Origin of the sequence: Caballeronia sp. INML3B (assembly GCF_023631305.1) — a bacterium.
Taxonomy (GTDB): domain Bacteria; phylum Pseudomonadota; class Gammaproteobacteria; order Burkholderiales; family Burkholderiaceae; genus Caballeronia; species Caballeronia turbans.
In genome coordinates this window covers 63951-79502 of record NZ_JALQDI010000015.1, presented here as the reverse complement: position 1 = coordinate 79502, position 15552 = coordinate 63951, and the positions used below count along the sequence as shown (strand labels likewise).

Annotated in this window: 15 protein-coding genes; 6 read left to right on the top strand and 9 right to left on the bottom strand. The window is 63.8% G+C overall.

All coding sequences use genetic code 11. The annotated features are described in order from the left end of the window. The first annotated feature begins 57 nt into the window (after positions 1-57). Positions 58-963 (top strand): 4-hydroxy-tetrahydrodipicolinate synthase, encoded by a 906-nt coding sequence (dapA, locus tag NCS58_RS09475; RefSeq protein WP_061119654.1) that lies wholly within the window; start codon positions 58-60, stop codon positions 961-963. On the opposite strand, the gene NCS58_RS09470 is transcribed toward dapA, so the two are convergent. Next, positions 964-1149: a hypothetical protein gene (locus NCS58_RS09470; protein ID WP_143756369.1), complete on the bottom strand. Its 186-nt coding sequence runs from the start codon at positions 1147-1149 to the stop codon at positions 964-966. On the opposite strand from NCS58_RS09470, the gene bamC reads away from it, so the two are divergent. Beyond that, positions 1148-2290 (top strand): outer membrane protein assembly factor BamC, encoded by a 1143-nt coding sequence (bamC, locus tag NCS58_RS09465; protein ID WP_250490103.1) that lies wholly within the window; start codon positions 1148-1150, stop codon positions 2288-2290. The genes NCS58_RS09470 and bamC overlap by 2 nt on opposite strands. Positions 2291-2324: 34 nt before the next feature. Then, positions 2325-3098 (top strand): MBL fold metallo-hydrolase, encoded by a 774-nt coding sequence (locus tag NCS58_RS09460; RefSeq protein WP_061119652.1) that lies wholly within the window; start codon positions 2325-2327, stop codon positions 3096-3098. A gap of 123 nt (positions 3099-3221) precedes the next feature. Here the strand turns inward: NCS58_RS09460 and NCS58_RS09455 are convergent, their stop codons facing one another. Together NCS58_RS09455 and NCS58_RS09450 are read right to left on the bottom strand one after the other, a co-directional pair. After that, on the bottom strand, positions 3222-3476 hold the full coding sequence (locus tag NCS58_RS09455; protein WP_074168913.1) for a hypothetical protein: 255 nt from the start codon (positions 3474-3476) through the stop codon (positions 3222-3224). Positions 3477-3744: 268 nt separating this feature from the next. After that, positions 3745-4983, bottom strand: coding sequence for a cupin domain-containing protein (locus tag NCS58_RS09450; RefSeq protein ID WP_250538299.1), 1239 nt, complete (start codon positions 4981-4983; stop codon positions 3745-3747). Positions 4984-5016: 33 nt separating this feature from the next. Here NCS58_RS09450 and NCS58_RS09445 point away from each other — a divergent pair, with 33 nt between their 5' ends. Next, positions 5017-5568 (top strand): peptidylprolyl isomerase, encoded by a 552-nt coding sequence (locus NCS58_RS09445; RefSeq protein ID WP_061119649.1) that lies wholly within the window; start codon positions 5017-5019, stop codon positions 5566-5568. A 44-nt stretch (positions 5569-5612) separates the two neighbouring features. Here NCS58_RS09445 and NCS58_RS09440 read toward each other — a convergent pair whose 3' ends face one another. The 5 genes from NCS58_RS09440 to NCS58_RS09420 form a co-directional block, all read right to left on the bottom strand. Further along, the gene (locus tag NCS58_RS09440; RefSeq protein WP_250538297.1) at positions 5613-6968 is read right to left on the bottom strand and encodes a hypothetical protein; all 1356 of its coding nucleotides are present in this window, start codon (positions 6966-6968) and stop codon (positions 5613-5615) included. After that, a complete protein-coding gene (gene mutS / locus NCS58_RS09435) occupies positions 6931-9639 on the bottom strand; it encodes a DNA mismatch repair protein MutS (protein WP_250476812.1) in 2709 nt (902 codons plus the stop codon). The genes NCS58_RS09440 and mutS overlap by 38 nt, the downstream gene beginning before the upstream one ends. 240 nt (positions 9640-9879) lie before the next feature. Further along, on the bottom strand, positions 9880-10248 hold the full coding sequence (locus tag NCS58_RS09430) for a YqjD family protein (protein ID WP_061119647.1): 369 nt from the start codon (positions 10246-10248) through the stop codon (positions 9880-9882). 194 nt (positions 10249-10442) lie between these two features. Then, positions 10443-11741 (bottom strand): lysophospholipid transporter LplT, encoded by a 1299-nt coding sequence (gene lplT / locus NCS58_RS09425; protein ID WP_250538295.1) that lies wholly within the window; start codon positions 11739-11741, stop codon positions 10443-10445. A gap of 194 nt (positions 11742-11935) precedes the next feature. Next, positions 11936-12739: an inositol monophosphatase family protein gene (locus NCS58_RS09420; RefSeq protein ID WP_061119646.1), complete on the bottom strand. Its 804-nt coding sequence runs from the start codon at positions 12737-12739 to the stop codon at positions 11936-11938. 249 nt (positions 12740-12988) lie between these two features. Here NCS58_RS09420 and NCS58_RS09415 point away from each other — a divergent pair, with 249 nt between their 5' ends. Both NCS58_RS09415 and cysE read left to right on the top strand, forming a co-directional pair. Then, positions 12989-13759, top strand: a complete 771-nt coding sequence (locus NCS58_RS09415) for an RNA methyltransferase (RefSeq protein ID WP_061119645.1) — start codon at positions 12989-12991, stop codon at positions 13757-13759. A 190-nt stretch (positions 13760-13949) separates the two neighbouring features. Next, positions 13950-14744: a serine O-acetyltransferase gene (cysE, locus tag NCS58_RS09410; protein WP_061119644.1), complete on the top strand. Its 795-nt coding sequence runs from the start codon at positions 13950-13952 to the stop codon at positions 14742-14744. A 7-nt stretch (positions 14745-14751) separates the two neighbouring features. On the opposite strand, the gene NCS58_RS09405 is transcribed toward cysE, so the two are convergent. Further along, positions 14752-15552 carry a UDP-2,3-diacylglucosamine diphosphatase gene (locus NCS58_RS09405; RefSeq protein WP_061119643.1) on the bottom strand — a complete coding sequence of 267 codons (801 nt, stop codon included), beginning with the start codon at positions 15550-15552 and terminating at the stop codon, positions 14752-14754.

The window sequence follows — 15552 nt, the reverse complement described above, 5'->3', positions numbered from 1 at the left end:
ACAATCGCGTAATATCGCTTTTTGCGATTAAATTCACGATTAAATTCATAGAGTTTCATGACAAACGGAACACACGGCGGCATCCAGATCCGCGGCAGCATCCCTGCCATCGTCACACCGATGCACGAGGACGGTAGTCTTGATCTGCCGGCGTTTCGAAAACTGATCGACTGGCACGTCGAGCAAGGCTCGAACGGTCTCGTCGTGGTCGGCACCAGCGGCGAATCGGCCACCTTGTCGGTCGAAGAGCACATTCTGATGATCCAGACGGCCGTCGAGCACACGGCGAAGCGTTTCCCGATCATCGCGGGCGCGGGCGGCAATTCGACGGCCGAGGCCATCGAACTCTCGAAGCACGCGAAGAAAGTCGGCGCCGACGCCACGCTGCAAGTCGTGCCGTATTACAACAAGCCGACGCAGGAAGGCATGTACCGCCATTTCCGCACCATCGCGGAAGCGGTCGATCTGCCGGTGCTCCTCTACAACGTGCCGGGCCGCACCGTTGCCGACATGAGCAACGAGACGATCCTGCGCCTCGCCGAAGTGCCGGGCATCATCGGCGTGAAGGAAGCGACGGGCAATATCGATCGCGCGGCGCATCTGATCAAGCACGCGCCGGCGAACTTCTCGATTTTCAGCGGCGACGATCCCACGGCCATCGCGCTGATGCTTCTGGGCGGCCACGGCAATATCTCGGTGACGGCCAATGTCGCGCCGAAGGAAATGAGCCAGCTCTGCCGCGCCGCGATCGAAGGCGATGCGATCACCGCGCGCCGCATCCATCTGAAGCTGCTGTCGCTGCACAAGCAACTCTTCTGCGAATCGAATCCGATTCCGGCCAAGTGGGCGCTGCAAGCGCTCGGCCGCATGGAAGGCGGCATCCGTCTGCCGCTCACGCCGCTCGACGCGCGTTATCACGACGTGGTGCGTGACGCGTTGCGCGACGCCGGGCTTCTTGCCTGATCACACGTGGCGGCGCGCCAAGTCACAAAGAATCGAAAGGCCGCGCCGCCGCAGGTGATCGAAATGAACCACACCTTCAGTCATCAACCGCCGCTCATTGGCCTCGACATTGGCTTCGCTGAGCCGCTCGGCTAGACCGGGTTCGGCGCGAGGCAATGCGTCATCAGCAGCAAAGAAGGACCTCATGAAATTTTCCGCTCTTCTTACTCATGCCAAACGTGTGAGCGTGCTGTCGCTCGGCGCCGGCGCGCTCTTCTCGCTTGCGGGTTGCGACACGCTCAACGACTGGCTCGCGCCGGATCGCGTCAACTACAAGGCTGCCGAAACCGCGCCGTCGCTCACGGTTCCGTCCGACCTGACCACGGCCGACATCAGCCAGCGCTATGCCGCGCCGCCGAAGATCAACTCGCTCGGCGGCGCCGCCGAGCGTTCGGTCACGCCGGCCGGCAACCCGACGCTCGGCGTGCCGAACGCGCAGGATCCGTTCGGCATGCACATCGAGAGCGACGGCGATCGCCGCTGGCTCGTCGTCGATGGCCGCTCGCCCGATCAGATCTGGGGACCGCTGAAGGAGTTCTGGGAAGAGAACGGCTTCACGCTCAAGACCGATGCGCCGCAGACCGGCATCATGGCGACCGATTGGGCGGAGAACCGCGCGAACATTCCGAACGACTGGTTCAGAAACAGCGTGGGCAAGCTGCTCGATTTCGCGTACTCGTCCGGGACGCGCGACATGTTCCGCACACAAGTCGACCGCGCGTCCGACGGCTCGACGGATATCTCCATCACGCACAGCGCGATGGAAGAAGTGCTGACGGGCCAGGACAAGACCTCATCGCGCTGGGAGGCGCGTCCGCGCAATCCGGCGCTCGAAGCCGCGGTGCTCACGAAGCTGATGCAGAAATTCGGCCTGACCGAAGCGCAGTCGCAAAAGCTGATGGCACAGGCGCGTCCGTCGGGGGCGAAGGTGGCCGTGGATCAAAGCGCGGGCGGTTCCACGCTCGACCTCGCCGAGCCGTTCGATCGCGCATGGCTGCGCGTGGGCCTCGCGCTCGATCGCACGAACTTCACGGTCGACAATCGCGATCGCGACAAGGGCATCTACTACGTCCATTTTTCGGACTCCATGGCGGAGCTGAAGAAGGACGGTCTCTTCGGCAAGTTCTTTTCGGGCAACACGCCAAAGCCGACGCGACAGTTCCTCGTCAACGTGAGGCCGAAGGCAGAGTCGGTCACGCAAGTCGGTGTCGTCGATGCGAATGGCCAGCCGGACACCTCGTCCGATGCGCAGCGTATCGTGTCGTTGCTGCATGCTCAGTTGAACTAGACGAACGCGTTAGTCAGTCGATGATGAGTTCATTGTGAGATTCGCCAGTCTCGGCAGCGGCAGCGAGGGCAATGCATTGCTCGTCGAGGCGTCGAGCGGCGCGACCACGACGCGCGTGCTGCTCGATTGCGGATTCTCCGGCAAGGAAGTCGAGCGCCGCCTCGCGCGCCTGAACTGCCGCGCCGAGGATCTGGACGCCATCGTCATCACGCACGAGCACACGGATCATATCGGCAGCGCGTTGACGCTCGCGCGCCGGTGGTCCATTCCGCTGCACATGAGCTGGGGCACGGCGCGCGCGATCGGCGCCGACGAAGCCAACGTCGAATTGAACGTGCTCTGGGGCGATGAAAGCGTCGCGATCGGCGATCTGAACGTGATGCCGTACACCGTGCCTCACGATGCCCGCGAGCCGCTGCAATATGTCTTCTCCGACGGCGCTTGCCGTCTCGGCGTGCTGACGGATGTCGGCGTCTCCACGCCGCATATCACGAACGTGCTGAGCGGCTGTGACGCGCTCGTGCTCGAATCGAATCACGATGTCGAGATGCTCGCCGCGAGCCGCTATCCGCCTTCGCTGAAGGCGCGCATCGGCGGAACGCACGGGCACCTGAACAATGAAGCGGCGGCGGCCATTCTCGCATCGCTCGACCGTTCCAGGCTGCGTCATCTCGTGGCCGCTCACCTTAGCCAGCAAAATAATCTGCCGCATCTTGCGCAAGCTGCGCTTGCGGCCGTGCTGGGCGCGTCTGCGGTCGATATCGTCGTCGCGACCCAGGCGGAAGGTTTCGACTGGCTCACGCTCTAGATAAATAACGCGACGCGCTGCGCGCGCATCGGCGCAGAATGCAGATACAAAAAAACCGGCCCAAGAGCCGGTTTTTTTGTTTGCAGGACCGCATCGAGCGGCCTGCGGCGTGCGCCAACCGCCTTACTGGCTTGCGCCCGATGCCGGAGCGGCAGCCGAAGCGGCAGCGTCCGAAGCTGCGCCAGCAGCCGAAGCTGCGTCGCTTGCAGCGGCCGAAGCGCTCGATGCAGCAGCGTTTGCGTCCGAAGCAGCAGCAGCCGGAGCCGAAGCAGCCGACGTATCGCTTGCAGCGCTCGGAGCAGCCGTTTCGCTAGACTTGTTGCATGCAGCCAGAGCAACAGCAGCCAACAGGGATGCTACGAGGAGGGATTTCTTCATGATCACGTCCTTTTATGGTTAAAGGTAAGCAACAGCGCAAAGTACCGGTAATGTGTGCTCCAACACCGACCTGGGCCGCTGTGGAGACTCACAATTCTTTTTTGTGTGAGACTTCCTACGGCTTGGCCGGAAATTATAGGCACTTTCGTAACGACCGTCGATAAATCAGGGGACGATACGTTGTCTTTCTCATACAAACTTTCATATTGCGGAACAGCAAAATTCTAGCATCCGCAGCGTATCAGGAAGTCTCGTGAAGGCAAGCCTGTCAAGGCAAAGCACCCATCCGGAGCCAGCCCGCACAATACCATTCGTGCAGCAGCGCTGTCATTGACGATTCGTCTGTAAGTGTTACAAAGCGTTTCGCTTCCAGACAGCGAGCATCGGCCAATTCGGGGAGCCACTTTTTAAGCCTGGACGACAACATTGCGGCTTCACCATTTACGAAAAATGACCGCGCGTCATAGAGCAAAATAGTCTTTCTATCTAGCCTGACGCCCGTCTTTTTGGCTCTTTCCACAAATTTTTGCTCATTCAACGCGCGCTCGGGCGGGTCGAATACGACATTCGCTTTCGGCTCGCTCAAATACGTGCCTAAAAACGCCGCGATGTCCTTTTCGTTCCAGTTGACGTTCGCAAGGATCGCGCCAACACGGTCGACGAGCAGGGCGGGCAGCGCCGCCGGACTCGACACGGGCTCCTGCGCCGGATCGCGATAGCGCGCGTTCCCTTTAGGGCCATCCGAGGCGTCGCCCATGCGCTCGGCGAGGTGATAGAGAAACTGCGCCGTGAGTTCGTGCGTGGAGGGCGCGCGAAAGCCGATCGACGCCGTCATGCATTCGCCTTCCGCGATGCCGTCGTGCGCGATATGCGGCGGCAGATAGAGCATGTCGCCGGGCTCCAGCACCCATTCCTCCTCGGGCTCGAAGTGCTGTAAAACTTTCAACGGCAGTCCGGGTTTTAGCGAAAGGTCGCGCTGCGCCCCGATGCGCCAGCGCCGCTTGCCATGCACCTGGAGCAGAAAGACATCATAGGAGTCGAAGTGCGGTCCGACACCGCCGCCATCGGTCGCATACGAGATCATCATGTCGTCGAGACGCGCGTCCGGAATGAAACGGAACCGGTTCATCAACGCGTGCGCGCGATCGTCGTGCAGATTCACGCCCTGCACGAGCAGCGTCCACTCGCGTTTCTTCACCGGGGGCAATTCGTCAGGCGCGAACGGGCCGTGCTCCAGATTCCAGGTGTTGCGAAAATGTGTGATGAGACGCGACTCGACGTCGTCGAGATCGGCGAGCTCGAACAGTTCGTCGCGTGCCAGCGGCGCCGTAATATCGGGAATGGCCTGCCGGATCAGAAGGGGCTTTTTCTGCCAGTAACGCCGCATGAACTGTCGCGGCGTACGGTTGCCCAACAGGGGTGTGAGTTCGTCTGGCAAAGGCGCGCGAGCACGCGCGGGAAGGCCGGAAACCGGGGATGGTGTTGCGTCTTGGGGCCGCTTGGGCATCGTATAATCGAGGCTTGTATCTTGGAGGATCCAATGAAAATTGCGAAAGACACTGTCGTTTCGGTCGCTTACAAGCTATCGGATGCGCAAGGCAATCTGATCGAGGAGAGCGACGAGCCGATGGTCTATCTGCACGGCGGCTATGATGGCACGTTCCCCAAGATCGAGGAAGCGCTCGACGGTCACGAGGCGGGCTATGAAACGCTCATTCAGCTCGAACCGCAGGATGCGTTCGGCGAGTACGATCCGGAACTCGTGAAGGTCGAAGAGCGCAGCCGTTTTCCCGAGCCGCTGGAAGTGGGCATGCAGTTCGAGGGCACGCCCGAAGACGGCGATGACGACGTCGACTCGCTGATCTATACCGTGACCGACGTCGCCGAAGACAAAGTCGTGCTCGACGGCAATCATCCGCTCGCGGGCATGGCGCTGCGTTTCTCGTTGTCGGTGCAGGAAGTACGCACGGCGACGGATGACGAGATTCAGCATCAGCACGCGCATGGCGCGGACGGCCTGCACGTCATCGACGAAGATGAAGACGACGATGACGGCGAGCCGCGCAAGGATGCAGGTCCGACGCTGCATTGAGCGCGTCGACCGCTCAGGAAAGCGCAGCTTCGGCTGCGCTTTTTTTATTGTCCGCTCGCGCCGTTTTGCACGCCCGATGCAGGTACCGGATAGATCGGCGGCAAGGACTGCGGCGGCGTCAGGATCGGCGGCAGACCGGACGCAGGTAGCGGCATCGAAGGCGGCGGGGGCAGCGACTCCGGCAGATCGTTGCGCGGCAGCGCAGGCGGCGCCGATTCCGGCAACGCGGGTTGCGGTGCGGGATAGGGCGCCGGATAAGGTGCATAAGGCTCGCTCGGCTGCGCGGGCGCTCCGGGCGGCGGCGCGTTCGATTCTCGCGTACGGGTGTCCTTCACATCGCGCACGCGCAGTCGAAACGGCGGATGCCATTGCGCATCGCTTTGTACTTCGAGCCATTGCGATTGCGGCTTTCTGAACGCGAGCGCGACGCGCGTGAGATTCGTGACGATCAAGCCCTTGTCGTTGCGCAATGGCTGGTCGATATGAAAGCCGTTCGGCTCCGGCGCATCGGTGCCGTGGATCACGATGACCGGTCCGCGAAAACTTTCCGCCGCCTTCACGAGACTGCGCTTCAGTTCGAGGAAGCCATCGCGCGGCTGGTTCGAGCGCGAGAAGTGCAGCCATGCAAAGCGTTCGCGCCGCTCGTAGCGAGAGAAGTCAGGATCGGCCTGAAGCACGATCACGAGCGCGCGCATCTCGGAGCGTCGCGCCGATTCCGCCGCATGTTCCAGCCAGAAGCTCGTCGCGACGGCGCGGTCTTCGAACTCGCCGTTGCGTCCCCCCGCGGTCAGATAGTGATTGTTCGGGCTCGGCACATTCAGCCCGATGAACGCGATGCCTTGCGCCTGCCAGCGCACGATTTCGCGGAACGTGCGAAAGCGCGCGAGGTCGCTCTCGCGCGACAGTGTGAGCGGGCTTTGTCCAAGCGAACTGGCATCCGTGAAGAAGAGCTGACGCACGAAATCGAGCCGTTCGACCGGGTCGTAAGCGCCCGCATGCGCGAGGCCGCAATCGGCCCAGTCGTGCTGGCCGAGCAACAGCACGACTGGCGTGCGCGACGCGTCCAGCAGGTCGTGCCGCGACTGATAGATGCTGTCGCGACACGGCTCGGTGCTGCCCTTGAAGTTGCCGTCGTAGACGATGAACGCGATGCTGCCGTCGCGCCCGATCGCATCGAGCATGCGGCGCACGGGTGCTTCGTCGGCGGGGCGGGTGAGGGCATCGGAAATCACGGCGAAGCCGAGCGGCGCGTTTCCCTCGGCGTGCGCATGCGCGATCGCGCCGCATGCGAGCGCGACCGCGATCGTCACGGCGCTTGTCAGGCGCGCCGCGGCGTTGCGCTCGACGCGCGGAGCGCCACGCTCAACGCGATGCATCCGGCGGTCGATTCGCCAGTTCATGCAGTTCGTAGAGCAGATCGAGCGCTTCGCGCGGGCGCAGATCGTTCGGATCGAGCGCGCGCAGCTTGTCCATCACCGGATGTTCCGGCGCTTCGGTCTTCTCCAGCTCTTCGTGGGGCGGATCGTCGTCTCCATACGGCGTATACGGCTGGCTCGCGAACAGATCGAACTGTGCAGCGGGCTGGCTGGCCGATTGCTGTTCCAGATGCACGAGATGCTTGCGCGCCGCGCGAATCACCGCCGCCGGCACGCCCGCGAGTTGCGCGACCTGCAGACCGTAGCTCTGATTGGCCGGACCTTCGCTCACCGCGTGCAGGAACACGATGCCATGATCGTGCTCGACCGCCGACAGATGCACGTTCGCCGCCTGGGCGAACTCCGCGGGCAGTTGCGTAAGCTCGAAGTAGTGCGTCGCGAAGAGCGTGTAACAGCCGTTGTGCGTGAGCAGATGCCGCGCGATCGCCCACGCGAGCGCGAGGCCGTCGAAGGTCGAGGTGCCGCGCCCGATCTCGTCCATCAGCACGAGGCTCGATGCGCTCGAGTCGTTGAGGATCGCCGCCGCTTCGGTCATCTCGACCATGAAAGTCGAGCGGCCGCCCGCGAGATCGTCGGCCGCGCCGATGCGGGTGAAGATGCGGTCGAGGGCGCCGAAACGCGCGCGTTTCGCGGGCACGTAACTGCCGACGTAAGCCATCAACGCGATCAGCGCGGTCTGACGCATGAAGGTCGATTTGCCGCCCATGTTCGGGCCTGTGATGAGCAGGAGCTTCCGGTCCTGACTCAGGCAACAATCGTTGGCGATGAACTGCTCGACCTGCGCCTCGACGACCGGATGCCGGCCCTGTTCGATATCGATGCCCGCATCGGCGGTGAATTCCGGCGCGACCCAGTCGAGCGCGCGGGCGCGTTCGGCAAACGCGCACAGGAGATCGAGTTCCGCGAGCGCGCTTGCGACGCGCTGGCAATCCCCGATGAATGGCAGCAGAGTCTGCAGCAGCGCGTCGTACAGCGCGCGTTCTCGGGCGAGGGCGCGCTCTTGAGCGGACAGCGCTTTGTCCTCGAAAGCCTTCAATTCTGGCGTGATGTAGCGCTCGGCGTTCTTGAGCGTCTGACGGCGGCGGTAGTCGTCCGGAACCTTGTCGGTCTGCCCGCGCGTGACTTCGATGTAGAAGCCATGCACCTTGTTGTATTCGACGCGCAGATTCGCAATGCCCGTGCGCGTGCGCTCGCGCGCTTCGAGGTCGATCAGGAACTGATCGCAGTTCTCCGAAATATCGCGCAGTTCATCGAGATCCGGATCGTAACCGCGCGCGATCACGCCGCCGTCGCGAATCAATGCGGCGGGCTCGGTCGCGATGGCGTTCGTCAGAAGATCGAGACACTCGTGCGGCGGCTCCAGCTCGGCGGCGATGCGCTCCAGCGCCGGCGTGTGCGCGGCGAGGCTCGCGACGAGCGCGCGCAGGTCTGGCAGCGCGGCGAAGGTATCGCGCAGGCTCGACAGATCGCGTGGCCGCGCCGACAGCAACGCGAGACGGCCCGTGATGCGCTCGATGTCCGAGATCTTGCGCAGCGCGCCGCGCAGGGTGTCGAGACCGCCGGTCGTGGGCGCGTCGAGCAATGCGCCGATCGCTTGCTGGCGCGCCTGCGCGATCGATGCATCGCGCGGCGGATGATGCAGCCAGTGGCGCAGCAGACGGCTGCCCATCGTCGTGCAGCAGGTGTCGAGCAGCGAGAAGAGGGTGGGCGACTCGGTGCCCCGCAGCGTCTCCGTGAGTTCCAGATTGCGCCGCGTGGCGGGATCGAGCCCGATGTATTCCGATTCGTATTCGACCTTCAGGCTGCGCACGTGACGCAACTGCTGACCTTGAGTCGCCGCAGCGTAGAGCAGCAGCGCGCCAGCCGCGCCGCACGCGCAGGTGAGGGTTTGCGCGCCGAAGCCGTCGAGGCTCGCGACGTCGAGCTGCTCGCGCAAGCGCTGCGTGCCCGACCCGACATCGAAGTGCCATGCCGGAACGCGCGTGGTCGCACCGGGATTCGTCACGCCGAGCGATGCCGGGACGTCGGTGATCGAATCCGCGATGAGCGTTTCGGCCGGACGAATGCGCTCGAGCGCCGTGCTGACTTGTCCCGGCGCGACTTCCGCGAGGCGCAATGCGCCGCTCGCGAGATTGAGCCACGCGAGACCGACGCTCGTGACGACGCCGCGACGATTGTGCGCAGGGCAGAGCGCCAACAGATAGACGTCACTCTTGTCCGAGAGCAGGGCCGCGTCGGTCAGCGTGCCCGGCGTGACGACGCGCACGACCTTGCGCTCGACCGGCCCCTTCGAGGTCGCCGGATCGCCGATCTGTTCGCAAATCGCAACCGACTCGCCGAGCTTCACGAGCTTCGCGAGATATTGCTCGCATGCGTGATGCGGAACGCCCGCCATTTTGATCGGATTGCCGCCCGACGCGCCGCGCTGCGTGAGCGTGAGATCGAGCAGGCGCGCGGCCTTTTCGGCGTCATCGAAGAAAAGCTCGTAGAAATCGCCCATCCGGTAGAAAACGAGCGTGCCGGGATGCTCCGCCTTGATGCGCAGGTACTGCTGCATCATCGGCGTGTGCTGGGACAGATCCGCGAGCGGCGCGGTGTCGGTGGAGGTGTCGGGGGATGCCGTGTGATTGCCCATCTTGCGTGCTGTGAAAGCCGGAACGACCAAACGGCCGGACGCGACGTGCACCGGCCGCCAATCAGCCGATAGGGCAAGAGTTTAACCTGTCGCGGGAAGACGGCGATTCGGCCAGATGGCCAATGGACTGTTGCTGCGGGCAATTACATCGTGCCCTCACGCCTATCGCGAGAACAGCGCATGCCGCCGGAACAATCGCGAGACCGTTCCGGCGGCAGATTCAGACGAAGCCGCAGCGCTTCACGCGCGCCCGGCGAGATAACCGATGAGCAACGCGAGGCCGGCCACCGCGCCGAGCGTGTGCCACGGCTTGTCATGGACGAATTCGTCGGCGTAACCGGCGGCATCGTTCAGCTTGCCGGTGATGGCGCCGCCCGCGCCGTTCATCTGCGAACGCGCGATTTTGAGCTTCGATTGCAACTCCTTGCGCAGCTTGTCCGCGTCGATGTCCTTGGCGTTCTGGATCGAGCTTTCCAGATCGTCGAGCAGACTGCGCAACTGGCCGCTGGCCGAATCGACCGCGTCACTCGCACCGCGCACCGCGCGCTGGCCGAGATCGGCTGCGCCATTGATCTTGCTGTCGAGCGTCGAACGTGTGAACAATCCCATTTCATGCTCCTTTATTGACGTTGCCGAATGAATGTCGCCGGGTCCGCCTTCCTGTCGTCACTGTCGTCACGTCTTGTGCGGAAATCCCTGCGCGCCTACAGCTTTACGACTTCGCCCCGGACGTGCGCGTTCCCTCCCTTCTTCCTCCTCCGCGGCGCCGGGGTATGAACCCAGAATATACGATGCAGCAAGGTTCATTCCTCGACCAGCGCGATGAGATCCGTATCGCGCTCGTTCTGCGTGTGACGGCGCATCGCGAGCGCCATCATCAGACACACGAACAGACCGAATACGACGATGATCCATTGCACCGGCACATTGATCGTCAAGAGCAGCGCGTAGGTGCCGAGCATCGCGAGCACGGCGATATTCTGATTGAAGTTCTGCACCGCGATGGAATGTCCGGCGGACAGCAACGTCGCGCCGCGATGCTGCAGGATCGCGTTCATGGGCACGATGAAAAAGCCGGACAAGCTGCCGAGCGCGATCATCAGCGGATACGCCATCAGGATGTACGCCGGCGCGAACCACGGGCCGATATGCACGCCCGAGTCTGCCGGGAACAGGTCCTTGTTATAGAACGCCATCGCGACCGCCACCGCGCCGATGAGCACGCCCACGGGCAACACTTTGAGCGACTGGCGCAGCATGATCCACGCGGCCGCCGCCGCCGCCCCCAGCGCGATGCCCAGGCCTGTCACGCCCTGCAGGATGGCGGCTTTCGAGAGCGACAGGCCCAGATTCGCGTCGGCCCATTTGAGCACGAGCAACTGAAGTGTGACGGCCGAGCCCCAGAGCAGCGTCGTGACCCACAGCGCGATCTGCCCGAGCTTGTCTTTCCACAGCACCTTGAAGCAATACGAAAAATCGTGGACGAGCCTCGTCGGCTCCGTCAAAAGGTTTGGATAACGCGCGCCGGTGTCGGGAATGAACACGTTGATGACGGCCGCCGACGCATAGATCACCATCACGGCGAAAAGCGCGGCGTGCGCGGCGGTATTCACGAGCGGCAAATGCGCATGCGTAACCCAGCGCGCGACGACCTGACTCACGAGCGCGCCGCCGATCACGGTGCCGAGGATCGTCGAGCCGACCGTCGCGGATTCGAGCCACGCGTTCGCCGCGATCAGCTTCTGCGGCGGCAGCAGCTCGGTGAGAATGCCGTACTTCGCAGGCGAATAAGCGGCCGCGCCGAGACCGACGACGCCATATGCGAGCATCGGATGGACGCCTGCGATCATCATCGCGCAGCCGGCCGCCTTGAGCGCGTTCGAGACGAACATGACGTGGCGCTTCTGGATGGCATCGGCGAATGCGCCCACGAACGGTGCGAGCACCACATACGAAATCGTGAAGAAGATTTGCAGAAGCGGTGTGACCCACGGCGCCGAATGCACGACGGCGAGCATCGCGATCGCGGCGATCAGGAGCGCATTGTCGGCGAGCGAGGAGACGAACTGCGCGGCGATGATCGTGTAGAAGCCTTTCTTCATGAGCTGGCGTGACGTGTGGCGCGGCGCGCGGCGCAAGAGCGGGGCAGACGGGGAAAAAGCGCGCATCGCCGGTGCGGACACGAGGGCAAAGTTTGCACTGTAACGGAGCCCTGCATTCGTTGCAGAGCAGGCGGCGCGCCCGGGGCGCGAGAGGAGGGAAACGACGGGGCGCAAGGCGCGCCCCGCCGATGCGCTTATTCGCCGGTCAGACGCGTGCGCGAATACATGTCGAGAATCTTGACCATCTGCGCGTACACCTTCGGATTGGCGGCGACGATCTCGTTCTTGAACAGGAAATCCGATTCGCCGGTGTAGTTGCCGACGAGCCCGCCCGCTTCGGTCACGATCAGGCTGCCCGCGGCCACGTCCCACGGATGGATGCCTTGCTCGAAGAAGCCGTCGAGACGCCCGGCCGCGACGTTCGCGAGGTCGAGCGCGGCGGCGCCCGGACGGCGCAGGCCCGCGCACGACAGCGTCATTTCGCTGAAGAGGCGCATGTAGCCGTTGAGGCCCTGGCCGTCGCGGAACGGAAAGCCCGTGCCGATGAGCGCGTCCGACAGACGATCCAGCTTGCCGACGCGAATGCGCCGTTCGTTCAGATACGCGCCGCGGCCGCGCGATGCGGTGAAGAGGTCGTTGCGCGTCGGATCGTAGATGACCGCCTGCTGCACGACGCCCTTGTGCGCGAGCGCGATCGACACGCAATAGTACGGAAAGCCGTGGATGAAGTTGGTCGTGCCGTCGAGCGGATCGATGATCCACTGGAACTCCGACTCGCGATCCGTTTCGCCGGATTCTTCGGCGAGGATGGAGTGATCGGGATAGGCAGTGTGCAGTGTCTCGATGATGGCGGCTTCGGACGCCTTGTCGACTTCCGTCACGAAGTCGTTGTGCTGTTTCTTGCTGACCTGGATGCGATCCAGATCGAGCGACGCGCGATTGATGATCTGTCCGGCGCGGCGTGCGGCCTTGACAGCGATGTTGAGCATCGGATGCATGAGCGAAATCCTCTGACCGCCGCGCGCTCATGTGAACGGATGCGCGCGGGCGGAAAAGTTGGCGACAACGACTATGTCGACGAAAGACGAATTGAATAAGAGCGGTGCGTTCGCGCGAAGGTTCGACTCGATGAAAAAACCGTTCGCGGCGCGCGAAGGGGCCATTTTACCCGAAAGTGGCCGCGCGATTTCGCCGGTTCTGCAAAGCGCGTTAACATAGCGGGTTCGCACATCAGCAGACATCGCGCCTTGGAACCCAACGAACTTTCCGCGCCCGCAGGCGGCTTCACCTCCACGCGCTTCATCCTCGTCGAGCCGAGTCATCCGGGCAATGTCGGCGCCGCCGCGCGCGCGTTGAAGACGATGGGCTTCGCGCGCCTCGTGCTCGTCGCGCCGCGCATCGCCGGCGTCAAGAACGAGCCCGAAGCCATCGCGATGGCCTCCGGCGCCGATGACGTCCTCGCGTCCGCCCACGTCGTCGATACGCTCGCCGACGCGCTCGTGGGCGTGCACTGGTCCGTCGCGCTCACGGCACGCATGCGCGAATACGGTCCGCCGCAGATGCCCCCGCGCGCGCTTGCCGGGCGCGCGCATGAGTTCGTGCGCCAGGGCGACATCGCGCTCGTGTTCGGCAACGAGCGCACGGGCCTGTCGAACGCGGATGTCGAGCGCTGCAGCGCGCTTGCGCATATTCCTGCCAACCCCGCCTACAGTTCGCTCAATCTCGCGCAGGCCGTCCAGGTGCTCGCTTACGAGCTGCGGCTCGCGTTTCAGGCGCCGGCGCGTGCGCTCGCCGTCGCCGAATCGTCGGGGCAGAGTGCGTCGAGCGATGAAATCGAAGGCATGTACGCGCATCTCGAAGAGGCGCTCGTCGCGCTCGAGTTCCTCGATCCGGACAATCCGAAGAAGCTGATGTCGCGCGTGCGGCGGCTCTTCGCGCGCGCGGGGCTGGAGCGCGAAGAGGTGAATATCCTGCGCGGAATGGCAAAGCACATCCTCCTGCACGCGAACAAAGACTAGAACGCGCGTGCTCTGATCTGACCGATAGCAGCGACCGCGCTGCCATCGGGGGCATCGAGCGAACTCTCCGCGCTCGCCCTACAATCGGCAAAAAACCGCGACAGCCGATATAAGCTTTGCGTGTTCCGTGCTTAAGGCCTTGCACTGCACGAACGTCCGCGCGCCCCCTTCCCACAATCGAGATATCGCCATGTTCGACCGACTTCGCGAAGACATTGCCGCCATCCGCGAGCGCGATCCCGCCGCCCGCAGCGCGTGGGAGGTCGTCACCTGTTATCCCGGGCTGCACGCGATCGTCCTGCATCGTGTAGCAAACGCGTGCTGGCGGGCGCAATGGCGCTGGCTCGCGCGCTTCGTGTCGCAGCTTGCGCGCTTTCTTACGGGCATCGAGATTCATCCGGGCGCGACGCTCGGGCGGCGCGTGTTCATCGATCACGGCATGGGCGTGGTGATCGGCGAGACCGCTGAAATTGGCGACGACTGCACGATCTATCAGGGCGTGACGCTCGGCGGCACCTCACTCACGCGCGGCGCGAAGCGCCATCCGACGCTCGAGCGCGGCGTGATCGTCGGCGCGGGCGCAAAAGTGCTCGGCGGCTTTACTATCGGCGCGGATGCGAAGATCGGCTCGAACGCGGTGGTCGTGAAGCCGGTGCCGGCGGGCGGCACGGCGGTGGGCAATCCGGCGCGCATCGTGATGCCGGCGGTTTCCAGGCCGAAGGAAACGAAGCACGAAGGTTTCTGCGCTTACGGCATCACACCGAACGCGGACGATCCGGTCTCGCTCGCCATCCACGGCCTGATCGATCACGCGTCGACGCAGACGCAGCGCATCGACGACATCGTCGCGGCGCTCGAGCGGCTCGGCGCGCGCGTGGAAGCGCTCAATGCCGTCGATGGCGCCGCGCTCGTCGATCTCAAGCGTCTGTGTACGTCGATGGACGGCAAGACGGCGGAAGAGCGCGCCGCTTCGCTGGAGCGATAGGGCGCTACTAGAGCGGCAGCGCGCGCACGCCTTCGTCGTCGAGACGGAGATAGCCGCCGCGCGGCGTGTTGGCGTCCAGCTCCCAGTCGGGCAAGACCCAGCGCACGCCCTCGACTTCGCGATGCATCGCCGGACGATGTGTGTGGCCGTGAATCAGCGTATTCGTGCGGCTCTTGATGAAGAGTTCGGACACCGCCTTCCTGGTCACGTCGTATTTGGCCTTGATGCCGGTCATGCGCGAGCCTTCGCTCTTCGTGCGCATGCGCTGGCCTATTCCCAGGCGCGTGTCGAGCGGCAACGCCAGAAAAAGGCGCTGCGCGAACCTGTTGCGCGCGAACGCGCGAAAGCCCTGATACGCGCGATCCGCCGTGCACAGACCGTCGCCGTGCGCGAGCACGATGCGCTTGCCGAACGCGGTGATCACGAAGGGGTCGGGCAGGGGCAATGCGCCCGCATCTTTCATGAAGCGCTTGCCCAGCAGGAAATCGCGATTGCCGTGCATCACATAGAGACCGATGCCGCGTTCGGACAGCGTGTGCATGAGGCGCGTCATGCGGCGCGCGAAGTCGGCGCGCGCGTCGGTCGCGGGACCGTCGAGAATGTCGTCGCCGATCCAGAACTCGAACAGGTCGCCGAGAATGAAAACGGAGTCCGCGTCGTTCGCCGTGACCTCGATGAAATGCTCGAAGGCGGCGACCGTTTTCGGAATCGCTTCCGAGAGATGCAGGTCGGCAATGAAAAACAGCGGGCGCGCTTTGTTCGCTGCGCCCGCTGCTTCGCGATCGAATGAAGTCTTCGTATCGATCAT

Coding starts and splice junctions, on each gene's coding strand:
- dapA (WP_061119654.1), top strand. CDS start 58: ATGACAAACGGAACACACGGCGGCATCCAGATCCGCGGCAGCATCCCT.
- bamC (WP_250490103.1), top strand. CDS start 1,148: ATGAAATTTTCCGCTCTTCTTACTCATGCCAAACGTGTGAGCGTGCTG.
- NCS58_RS09470 (WP_143756369.1), bottom strand. CDS start 1,149: ATGAGGTCCTTCTTTGCTGCTGATGACGCATTGCCTCGCGCCGAACCC.
- NCS58_RS09455 (WP_074168913.1), bottom strand. CDS start 3,476: ATGAAGAAATCCCTCCTCGTAGCATCCCTGTTGGCTGCTGTTGCTCTG.
- NCS58_RS09450 (WP_250538299.1), bottom strand. CDS start 4,983: ATGCCCAAGCGGCCCCAAGACGCAACACCATCCCCGGTTTCCGGCCTT.
- NCS58_RS09445 (WP_061119649.1), top strand. CDS start 5,017: ATGAAAATTGCGAAAGACACTGTCGTTTCGGTCGCTTACAAGCTATCG.
- NCS58_RS09440 (WP_250538297.1), bottom strand. CDS start 6,968: ATGAACTGGCGAATCGACCGCCGGATGCATCGCGTTGAGCGTGGCGCT.
- mutS (WP_250476812.1), bottom strand. CDS start 9,639: ATGGGCAATCACACGGCATCCCCCGACACCTCCACCGACACCGCGCCG.
- NCS58_RS09430 (WP_061119647.1), bottom strand. CDS start 10,248: ATGGGATTGTTCACACGTTCGACGCTCGACAGCAAGATCAATGGCGCA.
- lplT (WP_250538295.1), bottom strand. CDS start 11,741: ATGAAGAAAGGCTTCTACACGATCATCGCCGCGCAGTTCGTCTCCTCG.
- NCS58_RS09420 (WP_061119646.1), bottom strand. CDS start 12,739: ATGCATCCGATGCTCAACATCGCTGTCAAGGCCGCACGCCGCGCCGGA.
- cysE (WP_061119644.1), top strand. CDS start 13,950: ATGTTCGACCGACTTCGCGAAGACATTGCCGCCATCCGCGAGCGCGAT.
- NCS58_RS09405 (WP_061119643.1), bottom strand. CDS start 15,552: ATGATCGATACGAAGACTTCATTCGATCGCGAAGCAGCGGGCGCAGCG.